This window comes from Bacillus sp. NH11B (genome assembly GCF_001884205.1).
Taxonomy (GTDB): Bacteria; Bacillota; Bacilli; order Bacillales; family Bacillaceae_G; genus Bacillus_A; species Bacillus_A proteolyticus.
Window position 1 is genome coordinate 65,274 of record NZ_MAOG01000108.1, and the last position, 19,199, is coordinate 84,472.

General features: G+C 35.3%; 27 protein-coding genes. 11 read left to right on the forward strand and 16 right to left on the reverse strand.

Annotated features, from left to right (window positions below; genetic code table 11):
- Positions 1-16 precede the first annotated feature (16 nt).
- Positions 17-859 (forward strand): hypothetical protein, encoded by an 843-nt coding sequence (locus BAU27_RS18920; protein WP_071771644.1) that lies wholly within the window; start codon positions 17-19, stop codon positions 857-859.
- Positions 860-887: 28 nt separating this feature from the next.
- Here BAU27_RS18920 and BAU27_RS18925 read toward each other — a convergent pair whose 3' ends face one another.
- A complete protein-coding gene (locus BAU27_RS18925; RefSeq protein WP_071771645.1) occupies positions 888-1,724 on the reverse strand; it encodes a lipoate--protein ligase family protein in 837 nt (278 codons plus the stop codon).
- 170 nt (positions 1,725-1,894) lie between these two features.
- Between BAU27_RS18925 and BAU27_RS18930 the strand changes: the two genes are divergently transcribed.
- Entirely contained in the window at positions 1,895-2,278 is a 384-nt protein-coding gene (locus BAU27_RS18930; protein WP_071747101.1) for a rhodanese-like domain-containing protein, read from the forward strand.
- A 36-nt stretch (positions 2,279-2,314) separates the two neighbouring features.
- On the opposite strand, the gene BAU27_RS18935 is transcribed toward BAU27_RS18930, so the two are convergent.
- Entirely contained in the window at positions 2,315-2,851 is a 537-nt protein-coding gene (locus BAU27_RS18935; RefSeq protein WP_071771674.1) for a DNA polymerase III subunit delta, read from the reverse strand.
- Between the two features lie 317 nt (positions 2,852-3,168).
- Here BAU27_RS18935 and BAU27_RS18940 point away from each other — a divergent pair, with 317 nt between their 5' ends.
- The 5 genes from BAU27_RS18940 (at position 3,169) to BAU27_RS18960 (ending at position 5,818) form a co-directional block, all read left to right on the forward strand.
- Complete coding sequence (locus BAU27_RS18940; protein WP_071771646.1) at positions 3,169-4,146, forward strand: LacI family DNA-binding transcriptional regulator; 978 nt, start codon at positions 3,169-3,171, stop codon at positions 4,144-4,146.
- Positions 4,147-4,243: 97 nt separating this feature from the next.
- Positions 4,244-4,825, forward strand: coding sequence for a TetR/AcrR family transcriptional regulator (locus tag BAU27_RS18945; RefSeq protein ID WP_071747103.1), 582 nt, complete (start codon positions 4,244-4,246; stop codon positions 4,823-4,825).
- A 71-nt stretch (positions 4,826-4,896) separates the two neighbouring features.
- A complete protein-coding gene (locus tag BAU27_RS18950) occupies positions 4,897-5,229 on the forward strand; it encodes a DMT family transporter (protein ID WP_000312348.1) in 333 nt (110 codons plus the stop codon).
- Between the two features lies 1 nt (position 5,230).
- A complete protein-coding gene (locus BAU27_RS18955) occupies positions 5,231-5,545 on the forward strand; it encodes a DMT family transporter (RefSeq protein WP_000312621.1) in 315 nt (104 codons plus the stop codon).
- Between the two features lie 15 nt (positions 5,546-5,560).
- Positions 5,561-5,818, forward strand: a complete 258-nt coding sequence (locus BAU27_RS18960; protein WP_071771647.1) for a DUF3975 family protein — start codon at positions 5,561-5,563, stop codon at positions 5,816-5,818.
- A 16-nt stretch (positions 5,819-5,834) separates the two neighbouring features.
- Here the strand turns inward: BAU27_RS18960 and BAU27_RS18965 are convergent, their stop codons facing one another.
- From BAU27_RS18965 to gcvT, 12 genes are all read right to left on the reverse strand, one after another.
- A complete protein-coding gene (locus BAU27_RS18965; protein ID WP_071771648.1) occupies positions 5,835-6,020 on the reverse strand; it encodes a hypothetical protein in 186 nt (61 codons plus the stop codon).
- 246 nt (positions 6,021-6,266) lie between these two features.
- Positions 6,267-6,860, reverse strand: coding sequence for an ABC-2 transporter permease (locus tag BAU27_RS18970; protein WP_071771649.1), 594 nt, complete (start codon positions 6,858-6,860; stop codon positions 6,267-6,269).
- A gap of 13 nt (positions 6,861-6,873) precedes the next feature.
- A complete protein-coding gene (locus BAU27_RS18975) occupies positions 6,874-7,497 on the reverse strand; it encodes an ABC-2 transporter permease (protein WP_071747107.1) in 624 nt (207 codons plus the stop codon).
- A gap of 32 nt (positions 7,498-7,529) precedes the next feature.
- A complete protein-coding gene (locus BAU27_RS18980; protein ID WP_071771650.1) occupies positions 7,530-8,162 on the reverse strand; it encodes an ABC-2 transporter permease in 633 nt (210 codons plus the stop codon).
- A 14-nt stretch (positions 8,163-8,176) separates the two neighbouring features.
- On the reverse strand, positions 8,177-8,845 hold the full coding sequence (locus tag BAU27_RS18985) for an ABC-2 transporter permease (protein ID WP_071747109.1): 669 nt from the start codon (positions 8,843-8,845) through the stop codon (positions 8,177-8,179).
- The gene (locus BAU27_RS18990) at positions 8,826-9,698 is read right to left on the reverse strand and encodes an ABC transporter ATP-binding protein (protein ID WP_071771651.1); all 873 of its coding nucleotides are present in this window, start codon (positions 9,696-9,698) and stop codon (positions 8,826-8,828) included. The genes BAU27_RS18985 and BAU27_RS18990 overlap by 20 nt, the downstream gene beginning before the upstream one ends.
- 3 nt (positions 9,699-9,701) lie before the next feature.
- Entirely contained in the window at positions 9,702-10,076 is a 375-nt protein-coding gene (locus tag BAU27_RS18995; protein WP_071747111.1) for a GntR family transcriptional regulator, read from the reverse strand.
- Positions 10,077-10,192: 116 nt separating this feature from the next.
- Complete coding sequence (locus tag BAU27_RS19000; protein WP_000535934.1) at positions 10,193-10,384, reverse strand: hypothetical protein; 192 nt, start codon at positions 10,382-10,384, stop codon at positions 10,193-10,195.
- A gap of 70 nt (positions 10,385-10,454) precedes the next feature.
- The gene (locus BAU27_RS19005) at positions 10,455-10,658 is read right to left on the reverse strand and encodes a DUF3929 family protein (RefSeq protein ID WP_000262494.1); all 204 of its coding nucleotides are present in this window, start codon (positions 10,656-10,658) and stop codon (positions 10,455-10,457) included.
- 276 nt (positions 10,659-10,934) lie between these two features.
- Entirely contained in the window at positions 10,935-12,410 is a 1,476-nt protein-coding gene (gcvPB, locus tag BAU27_RS19010; protein WP_002122485.1) for an aminomethyl-transferring glycine dehydrogenase subunit 2, read from the reverse strand.
- Positions 12,407-13,750 (reverse strand): aminomethyl-transferring glycine dehydrogenase subunit 1, encoded by a 1,344-nt coding sequence (gcvPA, locus tag BAU27_RS19015; RefSeq protein WP_071771652.1) that lies wholly within the window; start codon positions 13,748-13,750, stop codon positions 12,407-12,409. The genes gcvPB and gcvPA overlap by 4 nt, the downstream gene beginning before the upstream one ends.
- Before the next feature lie 20 nt (positions 13,751-13,770).
- Positions 13,771-14,871, reverse strand: coding sequence for a glycine cleavage system aminomethyltransferase GcvT (gcvT, locus tag BAU27_RS19020; protein ID WP_071771653.1), 1,101 nt, complete (start codon positions 14,869-14,871; stop codon positions 13,771-13,773).
- A 389-nt stretch (positions 14,872-15,260) separates the two neighbouring features.
- Here gcvT and BAU27_RS19025 point away from each other — a divergent pair, with 389 nt between their 5' ends.
- Positions 15,261-16,943: a DEAD/DEAH box helicase gene (locus tag BAU27_RS19025; protein ID WP_071747113.1), complete on the forward strand. Its 1,683-nt coding sequence runs from the start codon at positions 15,261-15,263 to the stop codon at positions 16,941-16,943.
- On the forward strand, positions 16,930-17,724 hold the full coding sequence (locus BAU27_RS19030; protein WP_071771654.1) for a YqhG family protein: 795 nt from the start codon (positions 16,930-16,932) through the stop codon (positions 17,722-17,724). The genes BAU27_RS19025 and BAU27_RS19030 overlap by 14 nt, the downstream gene beginning before the upstream one ends.
- Positions 17,725-17,774: 50 nt before the next feature.
- On the opposite strand, the gene BAU27_RS33235 is transcribed toward BAU27_RS19030, so the two are convergent.
- A complete protein-coding gene (locus BAU27_RS33235; protein WP_000064673.1) occupies positions 17,775-17,906 on the reverse strand; it encodes a hypothetical protein in 132 nt (43 codons plus the stop codon).
- Between the two features lie 98 nt (positions 17,907-18,004).
- Positions 18,005-18,232 (reverse strand): hypothetical protein, encoded by a 228-nt coding sequence (locus tag BAU27_RS19040; protein WP_071747114.1) that lies wholly within the window; start codon positions 18,230-18,232, stop codon positions 18,005-18,007.
- Between the two features lie 72 nt (positions 18,233-18,304).
- On the opposite strand from BAU27_RS19040, the gene BAU27_RS19045 reads away from it, so the two are divergent.
- Entirely contained in the window at positions 18,305-18,421 is a 117-nt protein-coding gene (locus tag BAU27_RS19045; RefSeq protein WP_071747169.1) for a GTP pyrophosphokinase, read from the forward strand.
- A gap of 129 nt (positions 18,422-18,550) precedes the next feature.
- Complete coding sequence (locus tag BAU27_RS19050) at positions 18,551-19,183, forward strand: VC0807 family protein (RefSeq protein ID WP_071771655.1); 633 nt, start codon at positions 18,551-18,553, stop codon at positions 19,181-19,183.
- Positions 19,184-19,199: the final 16 nt, after the last annotated feature.

Here is a 19,199-nt window from a genome sequence, read left to right on the forward strand (position 1 = left end):
TGAGAGGAGAAATTTGATGTCAGTTAAGAAGAAAACGCAAGTACGCACCGGCAAAATGGTACGTGAACTAATGTTAGCAGACGAAGATGTAAATGCTTCGCTAATTATGGTATATAGTGAAAACGGTGTAAACGCAGAAATTAAAATCGAGGGCTTAACGCCAAAATGTAACGAAGAATTATTTTTGAGCGGAAACGTGGATTGGAACAAGAGTGTTATTTATAAAATTGTTGATTTCACTGGGAACGCTGAGGTTGGTAAAGTTACATTAACAGCGATGAACAAAAACAATGTTTCTCTAGAAGTTGAACGCGTTATGTGGAGCAAAGAAAATAAAGAAGCTGCTGAGCAAGAAGAAACAGTTGTAGAAGCTACTCCGAAAAAAGAAGTAGTTGTAGAAGCTCCAAAAGCAGTTACACCAGCTCCAAAGCCTGTTACGCGAGTAGAAACACCTACTGCAGCACCTAAACCTACTCCGGTACCAACGCCGAAGCCAGTAAGTGTTGAAGCAGCTGTAGAATTATCTACTCCAGCACCTGTGAAAAAAACAGTACCTACTCCAGTTAAAAAGCAAGAGACAGCTCCGGTTACTCCTGCAAAACCGAAGCAACCTGCTTTGACTGAAACAAATACAAAACTACAAGAAAATTATGTTAAACTTGTGAAAAAGACAATTGAAGTTTGTCAAGATTACGAGCTTGGCATCGACATAGATGATTCTATTGAAGGATTAAAAGAAGAGCTACAAAGCCAAGGTATTAGCGTTACATTCGACAAAGAAATTATGGACGTTGTAAATCGCCTTCGTTCTTTACAAGATAAAGGAATCAAAGTAGAAAAAGTACTTAATTTACTATAAAAATAAGGAGATGGCGGTCGCCATCTCCTTATTTTTTATAATTCCATTCGTTACTTTCATACTTCTCTTTTGCTAATGTTTGAACTTCATGAAGCTGTTCTTCTGTTAGTTCATACGGAACAAGCTCTATATCTAATCCTTTTTCAAATCCAGTTTCAAACGCTTTAATTAACTGTTCAATCGTAAATGTACGAGCTGTTAATTCATTAATCGCTACCGCTTTAGAAGAAAACATATTTTTCATACGCTCTTTTACACGTTCATTCGGGAATAAAAATAGATCGTATAACTCATCTAAATCTATTTCTAACGGAATCGAACCGTGCTGTAAAATAACACCTTTTTGACGTGTTTGAGCACTACCTGCGATTTTTCTTCCTTCAACTACAATTTCATACCAAGATGGTGCATCAAAACATACTCCTGAACGCGGATTTTTTAAATTCTCACGATCCTCTTCTGTTTTCGGAACTGCATAATACGCTTCTAATCCTAATGCCTTAAAACCGTCTAATAACCCTTGTGAAATAACGCGATACGCTTCTGTAACTGTTTTTGGCATATTTGGATGATCTTCAGACACAATAACACTGTACGTTAATTCTTTATCATGTAATACACCCCTGCCGCCTGTTTGACGACGAACGAAACCATATTCTTTTTCGTTAACTACATCCATATTAATGTCTTTTTCAACACGCTGAAAATATCCTACTGTTAATGTCGGCACTTCCCATTCATAAAAACGAATTGTTGGCGACATTTTCTTTTCACTTTGCCAATTTAATAAACATTCATCTAACGCCATATTAAATGCTGGTGAACATTGACCAGAGTTAATATAACACCATTTTTCTTTTCCCATCCTGCACCTCATATAACCAATTATTTTTCACATTCTCTAGTCTACCAAATTCGACAAAATTTGTGAAAGAATACGAAATTTCTTCTTATATGCGAATGAATCTGTTGCATAAATACATATGGGCATTATAATATTGAAAGTAGGATTAGAAAAAAGGGAGCGATAGCATCGTGTCAACAAACTTGATTATTATACTAGCCGCAATTGCAGCATTCATCGGCTACACTGTATGGATGTATTTCTATCAGAAGAAATTAATTAAAACACTTTCAGAAGAAGAATTTCGCGCTGGCTACCGTAAAGCACAGCTTATCGATATTCGCGAAGCAGATGAATTTAACGCGGGACATATTTTAGGCGCGCGTAACATTCCATTATCACAAATTCGCCTTCGCTACAAAGAACTCCGCGAAGATCAACCTGTTTATTTATATTGCCAAAGCGGATTCCGTACAGGTCGTGCAGCTCAATACTTAAAGAAACAAGGCTACAAAGATTTCTACCAATTAAAAGGTGGATTTAAATCTTGGTCAGGCAAAATTAAAAAGAAATAACATACAAAAACTAGCTGTATAATTCAGCTAGTTTTTTCATTCCATATTGTTCGCAATGTACAGTAGATTTTGTTTAATCACATCTTCATCTTTCTCATCTACATTACGATATAATAGCTGATATTCAATCCCCTTCTCTTTCCATATAAGCGTAGCAAATTCGTCCCCTCGCTCGTAATCATCCTTATTTTTAAAATAAGCAGGCGCTCCATTATTCAATTTCATTTGTTCTTGAAATCGATTCTCTTCTACGAGGTATGGAAAACTGTAAGAAAAGTTGGCCACTATTAATTCTATATAATCATGCCTTTCTTTCTCTTGTTGCTTATATTTAATCGTTAAGACAGCATTCTTCTTTCCCATCGTTCTTACCTCTCCATGCACATCACTCGTAATGTCATAAGGTAAAAACGTTGGAACTTTAAACTTCGCCGGAAAATATTTTGGAAGTTCCTTTAGCGGAATCGGATCAGTAACACGGTCCTTAGCCGCTCCTATTGTTCCCACAAATGTTTTTTCTTCTTGCATTGTTTGCTGAAATGAACATGAGCTAAGTAATATACTAGAAAACACGAAACAAACGATTCCTTTTTTCAATTTGTTTCCGCCCTTTCATACCGCTCTCTTAACGAACGAAGCGTTTATACTCTCTTCTATTCGCTTCGTTATGAAACGCCTCCTCCGAAAACTTTCCACGTTATTCTCACACATTTTGACAAAACTTCTTTGCATACATACAAAAAAAGACCCCGCTACTCTCACGCCCAAATAAAAAGGTTACGCGAATAACAGAAGTCATGTTTATAACATAGTTTGTGAAAAGCTTTTCAGGTCAAGATTTTTTCATTCTTATTATTTTCCCCTTATAATTAAGTAAAGAGGTGATACATATGGCCAATATAAAACAGATTGCAAAAACTGCTGGTGTATCCATAGCAACTGTTTCCCGCGTCCTTAATAATCACCCTTACGTAAAAGAAGAAAAACGTAAGCGTGTTCTAGATGCAGTTGAAGAATTGAACTATGCAAAAAATATTAATGCTATTCATTTAATAAAGGGAAAAACATATACAATCGGGGTTATGCTCCCTTTCATTAATGTTCCATACTTCAGTACCATTATTGAAGGAATCGGAAACGAAGCATTAGCAGCTGGATATCATATTAATTTATGCCAAACGAATTACGATAGCATTGAAGAAGTTCGTGTTCTTGAAATGATGAAAATGAAACAATTCGACGGGATGATTATTTGTTCTCGAACGAGTTCATGGGAACAAATTGAACCGTTCGCAAAATTTGCCCCCATTATTTCATGTGAAAAAATGAAACATCCACTCATTTCATCTGTCTTTGTAGATCATTATGAAGGATTCCGCCTTGGTACTTCCTATTTACTCCGTAAGGGCCATGAAAAAATCGGCATTTGTTTAGCAAGAGAAACAAGCGTTAATTCAATCGAGCGTAAAAAAGCTTTCGCCGATACTCTTCGTCACGAAGGAAAAACAGTGCACCCTGATTGGATTTTTCATCAATGTTATACGATGCAGGACGGGGCAAAAATACTTCATCGTATTTTAAACATGAAAAATCGTCCAACCGCTATTTTTACAGCGAACGATCAAGTTGCAGCTGGTTTATTAACAGAGGCGCGAAAACATAGCATTCGAATACCTGAAGACCTTGCTATCCTTGGATTTGATAACCATGAAATTTCAAAAGCATTAGAAATTACAACTATTGAACATCCCGGGCTCACAATGGGCTCACATGCTTTTTCTTTATTCCATAAACAAATTCAAAGTGAGCAAATTATCGGCAGCGCAGAAGAACTTTCATTCCATTTAATTGAGCGAGAAACAGTCTAAAAAGGAGCGTTACCTATAACGCTCTTTTTCAGCTTTTCCCCTATTGACTTTATATTTTCCATCTCATATAATAAACCTAACGAACGGTAGGTAGGGGATGAAAATGACAGCAAACCGCATTAAAGCTGTAGCACTTTCTCATTTCGCACGCTACGGCTACGAAGGAACTTCATTAGCAAATATTGCTCAAGAAGTTGGGATTAAAAAACCATCGATTTACGCACACTTTAAAGGAAAAGAAGAGTTATACTTTACATGTTTAGAGGCTGCTCTTCAAAAAGATGTACAGAGCTTCACAGATGATATTGAAAAATTTTCAAATTCGTCCACTGAAGAATTGCTCTTACATTTATTAAAAGGTTACGCAAAACGATTTGGTGAAAGTGAAGAATCAATGTTTTGGTTACGAACTTCTTATTTTCCGCCTGATGCATTTCGCGAGCAAATTATTGATAAAGCAAATGTACACATTGAGAACGTTGGAAAACTTTTATTCCCTGTATTTAAAAGGGCAAGTGAGAAAGATGAGCTGCATAACATTGAAATAAAAGATGCCTTAGAGGCTTTTCTATGCTTACTTGACGGTCTTATGGTTGAACTACTATACGCAGGTTTAAATCGTTTTGAGACACGTTTAGACGCTTCTTGGAAAGTATTTTGGCGCGGACTTTCAAACTGACGGATTGCTCTTTTGCAATGCGTCGTTTTTAAGCCCTTTACCTAACGACTGGTAGGAAGGAGAAATGACATATGGCATGGATTTATGTAATCTTAGCTGGTATTATTGAAATCTTTTGGGTAATTGGATTAAAACACGCAGAGGCACCACTTGAATGGGCTGGTGTTGCATTATTAATTACAATAAGTTTCGTTTTATTATTTAGAGCTTATAAAGATTTACCTGTCGGCACTGTATACGCAGTCTTTACAGGAATTGGAGCTGGCGGAATCGTTCTTACAGAGATTTTCATCTTCGGAGAACCTTTCTCTATTGTAAAAGTATTATTAATCGGTTTAATCTTCTTCGGAGTAATTGGCTTAAAACGAGTAACAGAAGAAAAAGAAGCGAAGGAGGCCGCATAAAATGGCTTGGGTATTTTTAATTCTAGCTGGTATTTGTGAAATTATTGGTGTACTCTTTATGAAAGTAGCCACTGAAAAGAAAGGCTGGGCACCAAAAGTTATTTTAATCGCTAACTTCGGCGTAAGCTTCTTCTTCTTATCCCTTGCGATGGACACATTACCGATGGGAACTGCTTACGCAATTTGGACTGGAATCGGAACTGCCGGAAGTGCACTTCTAGGCATTCTTATTTTCCGCGAATCAGCGGATTGGCGTCGTCTTGCCTTCTTAAGCTGCATTCTATGCGGTGCTGTTGGCTTAAAACTATTAAGCTAACGTGAGGTGACTGTCATGTGGAAAGAAAAAGGAAAACAGATGTTAGCATGGATCACACTCGGGATTATCATTCTATTGCAAATAAGTTTTCATATAATAGAATGGTTGTTTCATAAAGTATTATCCATTCTTACATTCCTTCCTAACATGGCACTTGAATTTGCATCTATCGCTTGGTCAATTATTGCTTCCATTGCAATCGTGATTATATGGAGTATCGTCAAGCTATGGAATAAGTTATTTAAAAAGGACAGTTCTTCTGAAAAAGAGTAACTGTCCTTTTTTATATTCATTCAGATTTTCTGTAGAAGTTTGATGCGATAATACAAAGCAGACCAACTATGACAATACTTATACCAACCCCTTTATGCAAATTAGGAAATGGTGATGGTATATCTGAATAAAAATTTGATAACAAAAGACCCAGTGAAAAAAACAATACCCCTATTCCAAATAACAATTTTCGTTTCCCCATTGTTCCCCCTCCAATTTTTTTCATACACTCCTTTCTTTTGGACATACTACCGAAAAAAGGAGTGAATCATATGCAAAATTCTATACATAAGCAAATCCTATTTTTATTTTTCCTCTTTCTCATTCTCGTTATCGTTTTCAGCTTTATATTACATACTCCGAAAGATGTGCCAAGTAACGTTTCCGTTTATAAACTATTGCTCTCGTATTGCCGTTATTGAAGAAGGTGCCTTTTATGAGGCACCTTTTAAAATTCTTTTCTTTCATATAGCTTCATCGAAACAAAGACAGATACTATTAACATGAAAATTGAACTAACAAACAACAAGCTGTTATACAGTTGAATCTGTTCTATGTTGATTTGAAAGAATGTCTCCAAAATAACAATCGGCGCTATGCATATGAATATCGTAATAAAAACAGTTTTTTTATACCCTAGCCAAAACGATATCGGTAAAACAAAGCTTAAATATAATAAAATAAAGCTAATGCTAGCAATCAATGTCGTTTCAATAAATTCAAATACATTCGCCCCATTCTTCATTCCAATCGTGAAACAACCAATCGCTACGCTTATGAAAAGAACGATAATTGCTACTATATATTTCGCAAACACAATTTGTTTTCGAAATATTGGCAAACTATTAACTATTACTTCACTCTCATTTTTACTATCCACTTCAAATGTTTTTACGGTTGCCCCAACTGTAATGATTACTGACATAATTATGAACAAATTTTCCGTATCTGTTAAGGCCATATAAAAGAAAACCGGATACAGTATGTACCAAATTAAAAATTTCCATTGAACGATGAAATCTTTTAAAATTAGTTGTTTCAAAGCTATCCTCCCCTTACAAATCACGCTCACTATACAAATTAATTGAGAGTAACATAGACATGATATATAAGAGAAGCAGCCCTGCTATAAAACAAACATTTACGACTAGACTTGTGCTCCAAGCATTCTCTATATCTAACCATATGCTACTTACAATCACTCCACTTAATCCCCCAATTATGATTCCAATAAGAAAAGCGACCTGTTTCGTACTGCTATATCCCACCGAAAATTCAATCGGAAGTACAATCACGCTATAAACAACACCACCTGTTATTCCTCCCAGAATCGCTCCCCACAACATAAATCCAGTTATATGTTCATTTTGTAACTGGATTAAACCAACTACAAGTGAGAAGATGCCACCTAAAGCAACTAAAATGCTGACAAATATATATTTTGCTATGACAATTTCTTTACGCTCAAATGGTAAACTATTTACTATCATTTCACTTTTATTTCTAGCCTCATAATTCGTCGACCATATCGTTCCAAGGATGGGTATAGATATACTAAGCGTCATAAGGAAGTTGTCGCTACCAAAATCAACAATTACAAGGAAGAGCAAGCATATGAATCCAACAACCCCTAACTTTCTTTGCAACATCATATCTTTTAAGACTAGTTGCTTGATCATGTATTACACCTCCTAATATGAAAGCGTCCCTTCTATAACTCTGCCTCCTGAAACATTTTCATTGAGAGTAACATTGATATGACTATACTTACTAACACTCCGATACTAAGAGCACCCATTGCTAGTGTAGCATCTTCAGATTGAAGTACTTTTAGCATGATTATTTTATCACCAAAAATATTGCACATAAGACCAATCGTACCCATTAAAGGAAAAATCATAATCACATTCAAGACAGTAATAGCTTTATATCCTCCAATGTAATTAGTAGGTATCGTTACTACACAATAAATCAAAGTTGCTACTATTGCTGAAAAGATTGCATATCCAGGCATAACTATATCTCTGTTCAATAGAATATTTCCTAATATTACGACTATAAAAGTTGTACTCAAACCAGCCATAATAAATAATGAGCTTGAAATATATTTAGCTATAACTATCTCTGTTCTCGTTATAGGCAAACTCACTAATACTTTTTCTGTTTTACTTTTCTCGTCATAATAAAAAGAAATATATATAATCGTACTACATGTTATAAATAATCCTATTGCAATTCCCATTGGTTGGACGGGATTCCTAAAAACAGAGAAAATAGGTATTAAAAAATATAAAAGAAACATCTTCTTCTGTAAGAAAAACTCCTTCAAAATCAACTGTTGCATCTGAATTCTCCTCTCTACAAATCACGCGTTTCATAAATTTTAATTGTAAGAAGCATAGAAGCGATGTAAATACTAACTAATGTAATGAATCCAACTATAAATACACCAGTATGCATAGGATTCATTATCCACTCAATGAATGAGGGTGCTGTTTCATTCAGCCCCTCACTAATAAACATCCAAAGAATTACACCCACTCCCATTGATGCTGCTGATACTATACTTCTTACTACCTTCGATTTTGTACCGTAATAACTAGGGAAAAGTATCACAACAAAAAATACGGCGTAAACAGCTCCATTTATTACTTCATACCATGGAATTTCAATGTATAGATTAGGATGGTATGCACCGATATCACCAATAACCACAATGCCTCTTATAAGAAAAACAACTAACATCGTAGAGAGTATGCCGCCTACTATGAATATTGCACAGGAAATATATCTAGCAATAATGATATCCTTTCGACTTACCGGTAAACTATTTATAACAATGTCACTTTTATTTCTTTCATCCATAAAGATTAGCGTCATAACAGAAGAAAGTGTTATAAATAAACAACTCATCGAAAATAACAATTCACCACCTGGATCTAACATAAATAACACAAGGGGGAGAACAAGATTCACTAACCAAGTTACCCGAAAAAAGAACAAATCTTTATAGATGAGCTGACGCATAAGCACCTCTCCCTTTCGCAGTGTAAACGATGATATCGTCTAATGTAGGCTTTTCTATTACAACCTCATTTCCAAACCAATCGATAATTGCTTGTTTATCCTTCGCTAAACCTTCGAAACCAAACTTATTTTTTCGTAATCCAACAAACAGCTCTTTTCCTTCTCGATTTAATAAATCATTACTTCCCTTTACGATTACGTAGTTCTCCATTAATTCATCTTTTTCACCAGTAAATATAATTTCTCCATCGTTGATGAACGTAATATAATCTGCGATGCGCACTAAATCTGTTGTAATATGCGTTGAGAATAATACAGATACTTCATCTTCCATGACAATTTCTTGCAACATATCAAGTAATTCACTTCGGACAACTGGATCTAATCCTGCTGTCGGTTCATCCATAATGATAAACTCTGCGTGGTGCGAAAGTGCGATGGCAATCGCAAATTTCATTTTCATCCCTTTTGATAGTTCTTTAATTTTTTTATACTTTGGAACTTGTAATCTCTGCATATATGATTGATATTGATTTTCGTCCCACTTTTTATATAACGGTGCAATAATACGCTTCATTTGTTCACACGTTAAATCTTCGTAATAATGATTTTCATCATATACAAAACCGATATTTTGTTTTATTTCCTTTTCGGCTTTCTTATTGTCTTTGCCAAAAATTTTTATATCGCCACTATCTTTTCTAATTAAATTCATAATCATTTTGATCGTCGTACTTTTCCCCGCTCCATTCGGTCCAACAAATCCCATAATATATCCACGTGGCAATGTAAAACTTATATTTTTCACTGAGAAGTCTTGATAAGTTTTACAAACATCTTTCAGCTCTAACATCTCTTATTCCCCCTTGTATAAATACGCAATCATCTGTTGTAAATCTTCAAGTGAAAGCTGCAACACTTTACTTTCATTCACAATCTCTTCCGCTTTACTTTCCAATAGATGTAGCCGCTGTTCTTTTAATAGTTCATTACTTTTACGTGAAACATAAGTCCCCTTGCCAGCAACAGTTTCTATATATCCTTCTTTTTCAAGCTCCTCGTACGCACGCTTCGTTGTAATTACACTAATTTGTAATTCTTTCGCTAAGCTACGAATAGACGGTAACTGATCTCCACCCTTTAAACCACCATTTAAAATAAGCTGGCTTAATTGTTTCCTTATTTGCACATAAATAGGGTCTTGGGAAGAATTCGAAATAATAATATTCATGTTTTCCTCCAGTGTGTATATACTGTATATACCTTATATACACAGTATATACACACCATCCTATTTTTGGCAAGAAAAAAAGACCAACATTTTCCTGTTGGTCTTTCGTATATGTATCACTTTTCAAAGCGATCTAACATTTCGTCTCTCATTCCGAAACTAACAACCGCAATTCCTACATACATAAATAGAAGGAATGCCGGATGAACTGTATTGTACCAGCTGCTATCAACAATTAAATAAATTGTTAACGCCACAACAAGAACAAAAGCTAAAATAAACATATAAAAGTGTCTTGTACTACCCATGATAAACTCCTCTCTGCTCTCTTCACCATTCAACAGTATATTTTATCGAATAATTCGATATGACTCAAGGTTAACTTTCTGTTATGTAATCAAGTTCCACCTTTACAATGTCCTCACATGCTATTGAAATGATCGTTCCCTGTTTATCAATCGCTGTTACTTCTCTATTGTCCATTACACGATGAGCTACTCTTTCTAGCACTTTCCCTTGGTCTCGGTAACAAAATTCTTTTATATCTTTAATTGTTTCTCCATTTTCTAAATGGTATACCATTCTATAACATCGATATCCCACACTTTCACCCCCGTATTGCTCGTTTTTTCACATATACATAAAAATGAGTAATTTTTGCCTCATCACATCTTCTTAATTTCAATAAAATTCTAACAAAAATAAATACTTTTATCAAACCGACTTTTTCAACAAAATCATCTATAAAACTGCTTCTTTACAGCAATATGAAACAAAAAATAATAATTTTTAACACTTTTTTCATCCTACCTGCACAAAAAAAAGAACCCGCATATAGCGAGTTCTTTTTTATTCGAATCAAACTTGTACAGGAGCTAGCTTTTCATAACGTAAAACAGGTTTACGTGCAGCCAATGTTTCATCCAAACGTTTAATTACCGTTGTATGTGGCGCTTCTTGTACAACTTCTGGATTTTCTTCTACTTCTTTAGCGATTTGAATCATCTTATCAATGAAACCGTCTAATGTTTCTTTTGATTCTGTTTCTGTCGGCTCAATCATAATACATTCTTCCACATTTAATGGGAAGTAAATTGTTGGTGGATGGTAACCGAAATCAAGCAGACGTTTTGCAATATCTAATGTACGTACACCAAGTTTCTTTTGACGACGACCTGATAATACAAATTCATGCTTACAATGTCTATCGAACGGAAGATCATAGAATGGAGCTAATCTTCTCATCATATAGTTCGCATTTAATACAGCATATTCCGTTACTGCACGCAAGCCATCTGGACCCATAGAACGAATGTATGTGTATGCACGAACGTTAATTCCGAAGTTACCATAGAATGGTTTCACACGTCCAATTGCTTCTGGACGATCGTAGTTGAAGTGGTAACCATTTTCCGTTTTTTCTAAAATTGGTTTTGGTAAGTACGGAATTAAATCAGCTTTCACACCTACTGGACCAGAACCTGGGCCACCGCCACCATGCGGACCTGTAAATGTTTTATGAAGGTTTAAATGCACAACGTCAAATCCCATATCTCCTGGGCGTGCTTGACTTAATACCGCATTTAAGTTTGCACCATCATAGTATAATTTACCGCCTGCGTTATGGACGATTTCTGCCATTTCTAAAATATTTTCTTCGAATAGGCCTAATGTATTTGGATTTGTTAACATAAGTGCTGCTGTTTCTTCATTTACAACACGTTTTAAATCATCTAAGTCAACAAGACCATGTTCATTTGATTTTACTGTAATTGTTTCAAAACCAGCTACAGTTGCAGATGCTGGATTTGTTCCATGAGCAGAGTCAGGAACAATTACTTTCGTACGGTTAAAGTCACCATTTGCTTCATGATATGCACGGATTAACATTAAACCCGTCCATTCACCATGTGCACCAGCTGCTGGTTGTAATGTAACAGTATCCATACCTGTAATTTCAATTAAATGTTCTTGTAAATCGTACATTAATTCCATTGCACCTTGCACTGTTTTTTCATCTTGAAGTGGATGAATATTTGCAAAGCCTGCGAAACGAGCTACATTTTCATTGATTTTCGGATTATATTTCATCGTACAAGATCCAAGTGGGTAGAATCCAGAATCAACACCGTGGTTACGGTTTGAAAGCGCTGTGTAGTGGCGCATAATATCAAGTTCAGATACTTCTGGAAGCTCTGCATCTTCAACGCGAATATAATCGCTCTCAAATACATCTTCTAATTTAACTTCTTCTACATCTAATTTGGGTAAGCTATATCCTACGCGTCCTTCTTTAGTCACTTCAAAAATAAGTGCTTGGTCTTGGTTCTTCATTGGATAGCCCCCATTTCATTTACAAGTGTGTCAATTTCCTCTTTTGTACGAAGCTCTGTTACTGCTACAAGCATATGATTTTCATGCTCTTTATAATCACGGCCTAGATCGTAACCACCGATAATATTCTTTTGTAATAATGCATCATTTACTTCTTTAACTGGACGTTTGCAATCTACAACGAACTCATTGAAGAATGGACCAGCGAACGTTACAGAGAAGCCTTTCGCTTCGAATTGACGTTTTGCATATTGTGCTTTAGAAATGTTTTGACGTGCCATTTCTTTCACACCTTGTTTTCCAAGCGCAGTCATTGCAACTGATGCTGCTAATGCATTTAACGCTTGGTTTGAACAAATGTTAGACGTCGCTTTATCACGGCGAATATGCTGTTCACGTGCTTGTAACGTTAATACAAACCCACGTTTACCATCTGAATCTACAGTTTGTCCAACAAGACGTCCTGGAATTTTACGCATAAATGCTTTCGTTGTTGCAAAGTAACCACAGTGTGGTCCACCAAACTGCGTTGGAATACCAAATGGTTGTGCATCACCGATTACGATATCAGCACCAAATTTTCCTGGTGGTGTTAATGCGCCTAATGATAATGGATTTGAAGAAACGATAAATAATGATTTTTGTTGATGAACGATTTTTTCAATATCAGCTAATTTTTCAACTTGTCCGAAGAAGTTTGGATATTGAACGATTACACAAGCAACTGTATCATCTACTTCACTTTGTAATACGTCTAAATCAGTTACACCATCTTTATGATTAATTTCAACAACTTCAAGATGTTGACCTTTTGCATACGTTTCAAGTACTGCTCTTGATTCTGGATGAACTGCGCTAGATACAAGAATTTTCTTTTTACGAGTATGGCCAGCTGCTAGCATTGCCGCTTCAGCTAAAGCTGTACCTCCGTCGTACATAGAAGAGTTTGCTACATCCATTCCTGTTAATTCACAAATCATTGTTTGGAATTCAAAGATTGCTTGTAATTCCCCTTGTGAAATTTCTGGTTGGTATGGCGTGTAAGCTGTATAAAATTCTGAGCGAGAGATAACGTGATCTACAATTACTGGAGCGTAATGATCATATACACCTGCTCCTAAGAAAGAAGCGTACTCTTTTAAGTTAGCATTTTTACTAGCCATTTGAGTTAACTCTTTTAAAAGCTCTGGCTCTGATTTTGCTTCTTTAATTTTTAAATCCCCTTTAAAACGAACACTCTCTGGAATATCAGAGAATAACTCATCGATCGTTTGAACGCCGATCGTTTGTAACATTTCTTTTTTGTCTTCTTCTGTCATTGGAAGATAACGATGCAACATGAAATCTACCCCTCTCCCCGTTACTTTGAACGTTTATAAAATGGTGTTGGAACAACTACTGCTTTGACGCGTTTATTACGAATTTCAATTTCTACTTCTGTATCAACTGCTGCGTATTTTACATCAATTAGTGCTAAACCAATGCTTTTCTTTAACGTTGGAGATTGTGTACCACTCGTTACTTCCCCGATTTTTTCTTCTCCAATAAATACAGGGTAATGCGTACGAGGAATTCCACGTTCGATTACTTCGATGCCGACTAACTTACGAGGCGCACCGTTTTCTTTTTGCTCTTTTAACGTTTCTTTTCCAAAGAAGTCTGCTTCTTTATTTGGTTTTACCGCAAAGCCAATTCCAGCTTCAATCGGTGTAATATCTTTTGATAATTCTTGACCATAAAGTGGTAATGTTGCTTCGAAGCGAAGTGTATCACGAGCACCTAAACCACATGCTTTTAAGCCTTCTTCTGCTCCAACTTCAAGAAGTTTCTCCCAAAGCTTTGCAGCATCTTCACTCTTACAGTAAATTTCAAATCCATCTTCACCTGTGTAACCTGTACGAGATACAAGTGCTGGAATTCCATCTACAAGAATATCGTTTTTAAATTTAAAGAACTTAATTTCTTTCAAATCTTCTGACACAACTTTTTGTAAAATGCCTTCTGCTTTTGGTCCTTGAATTGCAAGCTGTGCAACTTCACTAGAAACATTGACTACTGTCGCATCGCCATTTACATGGCTAGCTAACCATTCGTAATCTTTCTCGATATTTGATGCATTGATTACTAATAAATAGTCTTCTTCACCACGTTTGTAGATTAATAAATCATCTACTGTACCACCATTTTCGTAGCACATAGCTGTATATTGTGCGCCTCCTACCTTTAAGGTAGAAACGTCATTTGTAACAACACGTTGTAAAAATGCTAAACTATCTACACCCTTTACCTCAACTTCTCCCATATGAGACACATCGAACAAACCTGCCGCTGTACGTACAGCTTCGTGTTCTTCTTTAATGCTTGAAAATTGAACTGGTAATTCCCAGCCACCAAAGTCGATTGTTTTCCCACCATACTTCGCGTATACATCAAATAACGGTGTACGTTGTAATGTAATCATGCTCTTTCCCCCTTATGCTCTGACAAATCAATAAAAGTTGCTTTCCATATCTAAACATTTTCATTCTGAAAAGATAGGATATACGGAATCTCATCACATTTTTTTATGAAAGCGTAAATAAAAAGTTACTTTCTTGGATAAAATACGAAAGATTCCACACATTTCACACCATTATCCTAACATCATTCGCTATATTTCATCAATATTCTAGCATAAAAAATAATTTAGAATTTTTTATTCTTATTCTTATTAAATAGAACTTTTGAGATTTATCCCTTTATCACTGCTTATTCTTTAACTTTTAATAATTGTGATAATGCCTTACAACAAGGCTTATAATAAATATTTTTTAATAATAACTTTAGTTTATAAAAGGTGGGAGCGTCTGAATGAATGTCGATATTTCCGTAGATCGAACGTGGCAAAATAATTTTTTAAAAAGAATTGATGAAGATGGCCCTTGGACAAATTGGGATTTATATCAATTAGCTTATAAAACTGAAAAATCATTACTCGTCCCTACTTTTGATGGATTACAAGCACCAAAACACTTATCACATTTCACGCCACTTCCGCATCAATTAGAAGTTGCTCAAAATGTTATTGAACAAATGAATGGTAAAGCGATTTTGGCAGATGAAGTTGGACTTGGAAAAACAATCGAAGCTGGACTTATTTTAAAAGAATATATGGTGCGGGGACTTGTAAAAAAGGTACTCATTCTAGTTCCAGCTTCTCTCGTATCTCAGTGGGCATATGAACTAAACACAAAATTTTTTATTCCTGCGGTCGCTCAAAAGAAAAGTTATTCTTGGGAACAAGCTGATGTCATCGTTTCATCAATTGATACTGCGAAACGGTCGCCGCATCGCGATATCGTTTTAAACTTAGAATATGACCTTATTATTATTGATGAAGCACATAAACTAAAAAATAATAAAACAAAAAACTATGAATTTGCACAACGATTAAAAAAGAAGTTTTGTTTATTACTAACCGCTACTCCTGTTCAAAATAAAATCGATGAAATCTTCAACCTCGTTTCTTTATTAAAACCAGGTCATTTAGGCAACCAATCTAATTTTGAAGAATATTATGCTTCAAAAAATCGCTCGGCTGAATCTGATGAAGATTTAAAAGCTCTCATCAACAAAGTAATGGTCCGAAATCGACGTCATAATACTGGAATTGATTGGCCAAAAAGGCATGTACGTACAATTTTTGTTGAGTTTAATGAAGAAGAACAAGCGCTATATAACGCGATTGAAAATTGGCGAGGACAAGATGCCTTCACGTCTGCTTTCTCATCTTTAACTTTAAAACGGGAAGCATGTAGTAGTCGCGAAGCTGTTTACTATTCATTAAAAAAGCATGTAGAAAAAAGACAGAAAGAAAATGAACACTACATAAAGGAACCACATATTGATGTGTTAATGGACAAAATTAATCATATTCCTTTCAACTCAAAAGCAAATAAAGCTCTAGAGCTTATAAAGGAAATTGACGATAAAGTCATCATTTTCACTGAATATAGAGCGTCACAAATGTATTTACAATGGTTCTTACAACAACATGGAATTTCCTCTGTTCCATTTCGTGGTGGATTTAAACGCGGAAAGAAAGACTGGATGAAGGAACTTTTCCAAAATCATGCTCAAGTGTTAATCGCGACCGAAGCCGGCGGTGAAGGAATTAACTTACAGTTTTGTAGCCATATGATCAATTATGACTTACCGTGGAATCCAATGAGACTCGAACAAAGAATTGGACGTATTCATCGTCTTGGCCAAAAAAATGATGTTCATATTTATAACTTAGCAACAAAGCATACTGTTGAAGAACATATTTTAAAACTACTGTATGAAAAAATTAATTTATTTGAACGAGTAATCGGTGAACTCGATGAAATTTTAACGAGAATCAACATGAAAAATATCGATGCTCATATTCAAGAAATTTTCGCACAGTCAAAAAGCGAAGGAGAAATTCGAATCAAAATGGAAAACTTGACATCTATTATCGACTTTGCGAAGCGCAATGAAGCTGAGGTGCAGGACTATGCAGCAAAATGAAATTCATAATTACTTATATAACTTTTTTGAGGCGAATAACTGCGAAATTTTAGAACATTCCCCTCACCTATTAGACGTGCAGTTAACAATTGAAATGGATAAGCTATTAATGAACCGTCCTTTCTATTGGCACTATCTTGAAAAAACAGGAGGCGTTCCGAATCCGATGCGCCTTACTCTTATTACAAATCCGGAAAACGAAGAAAACGATGGTGAACTTATTCATTACGGTTCACCACGTTTGCATAAAATCTTTGAAACGACAAAAGAACTAGGCTCATACATACGGTTATACGAGGACGTGAAACATAACGGGGCAACACATACCCCACTCCACCCTTGGCTTGGTGTAAATATAAAAGTATCTTATCAATGCGACCGAAAAAAAGACATCCTTCATTCCATCGGTATTCACCTTATTTCTGGAACAATGATCGCGAACTTCCATGACACTTTAACAGGGATAAGAGTCACCCCGAAAATACCTGATTTTTGTTTTACGCTTTCCCCTATCATTAAGCCACAAAGTGGTTTACAACGTATAGAGGACGCTTTAAAACATATAATCGCAGAAGATGACCATACGTGGGCAAAAGAAGCAAGAGTGCGTTGGAATCACGATTTAGACCTTTTAAATCGATTTTACGAAGATAGCGATGAACTTCCAGAAAGCTATGAAATTGAAAAGCAGGCATTACAAGAACAATACGAACCACGCATTACAATGCAAATTATAAACGGCGGCCTCTTTTATATTACCGCAAATCATTTTCTATCTTAAAAAAAGCTCCTTCAACTGTAGAAGGAGCTTTTTTTAGATGTTTTTCCATCCTATTCTCTATCGTCATTACGCTCTCGTTGTTTTTTCTCTGTCATACGTTTTTGATATGCACGATCCTTTGCACTCACATGATTAGCATCAGTCGGCAGATTTTCTTTTGAACGTCCAATTCCATTGCTCATCTTTTCCACTCCTTTTTAAGTCTTTCAAAATACACCCTTATTTTCAGCTAGAGGCACAATCCTTATACAAAAAAAATAAGAGCAGCCATTGGCTACTCTTACTCACTCACATATTTTTGAAACATATCATGGATGCCTTTATTTACGAGGTTCGAGATCTGCTCGTCAGATTTATTCGGATAACGATCACGCAATCTGATAGATGCCTTCACCATTAAATTTTCTAATACAGAACGGCCACCTTCTCCATAAATAATTTCAGCGTACTTAACAAGCCTACCATCCTCTAGTGTTGCTGGATTATGATTGAAGAAAAATTTACTCATTGTCTCCACCTCTCTCTTTGGTAACGTTTACATTTATATAGATTATTTATGTTATTTATTTCACAATATTGTATGCATGTATATTTAATTAGTTTCATTATAAAGCAACATATCAATAGTAAATATGTGATTTTCCGTCCATTTTGTGAACAAAACAAAAATGAAAGCGTTTCCTTTATTATATACTAAAAAAACTTACTACGCTAGGGACAATTTTATTAATCTACTAATCATCTACTTTTCTTTTTTTTTATTAAAGCTTATACAATTTTCAGAAATTATATTATAAAATATATGTATGACTTAAGGAGGATTTATATGAATCAAAATAAAAAAGCTATATTAGATCTTGTCTTTTATCTCGTATTCCCATTCCTCATTTGGAAATTTGCAAAACCTTATATCGATCCTTATTACGCGATGTTAATTTCCTCTGTTCCGGGGATTATTTATACACTGTATACCTTTAAAAAAGAAAAACAGTTTAACGTGACAGGGTTCTTTATTTTAATTACACTCATTTCTAATACGACGGTAGATTTATTATCTGGATCAGCCGAACGAATGCTATGGAATGATGCATATTATCATATCGTACTTGGCTGCATCGTTATATGTACAATCTTTATAAAAAAACCACTGATGTTATATTTCGCTGCAGACATTGCTGCATTGCAAGGTCATGACCGCGATAAAAGTCGTGAGCTTTACCGAGATAGCCGTATATATCCAGCACTGCAATATTTAACACTATTTTTCGGTCTTCAATTTATATTAAAGAGTTTCTTGAAAATCTATTTCATCTCTGTTTTCGGTGTAGATGGATATGGTGAAATGAGAGCTATTATGACCGCTGTTGGGTGGGGCATTTCTATTTGTATTGGAATTGGATTTTTATGGGTAAACAATAAAATACATGCAGTTACTGAAGAAAAAGAATCTGTGCAATAAAGTGAAACTTTAATCA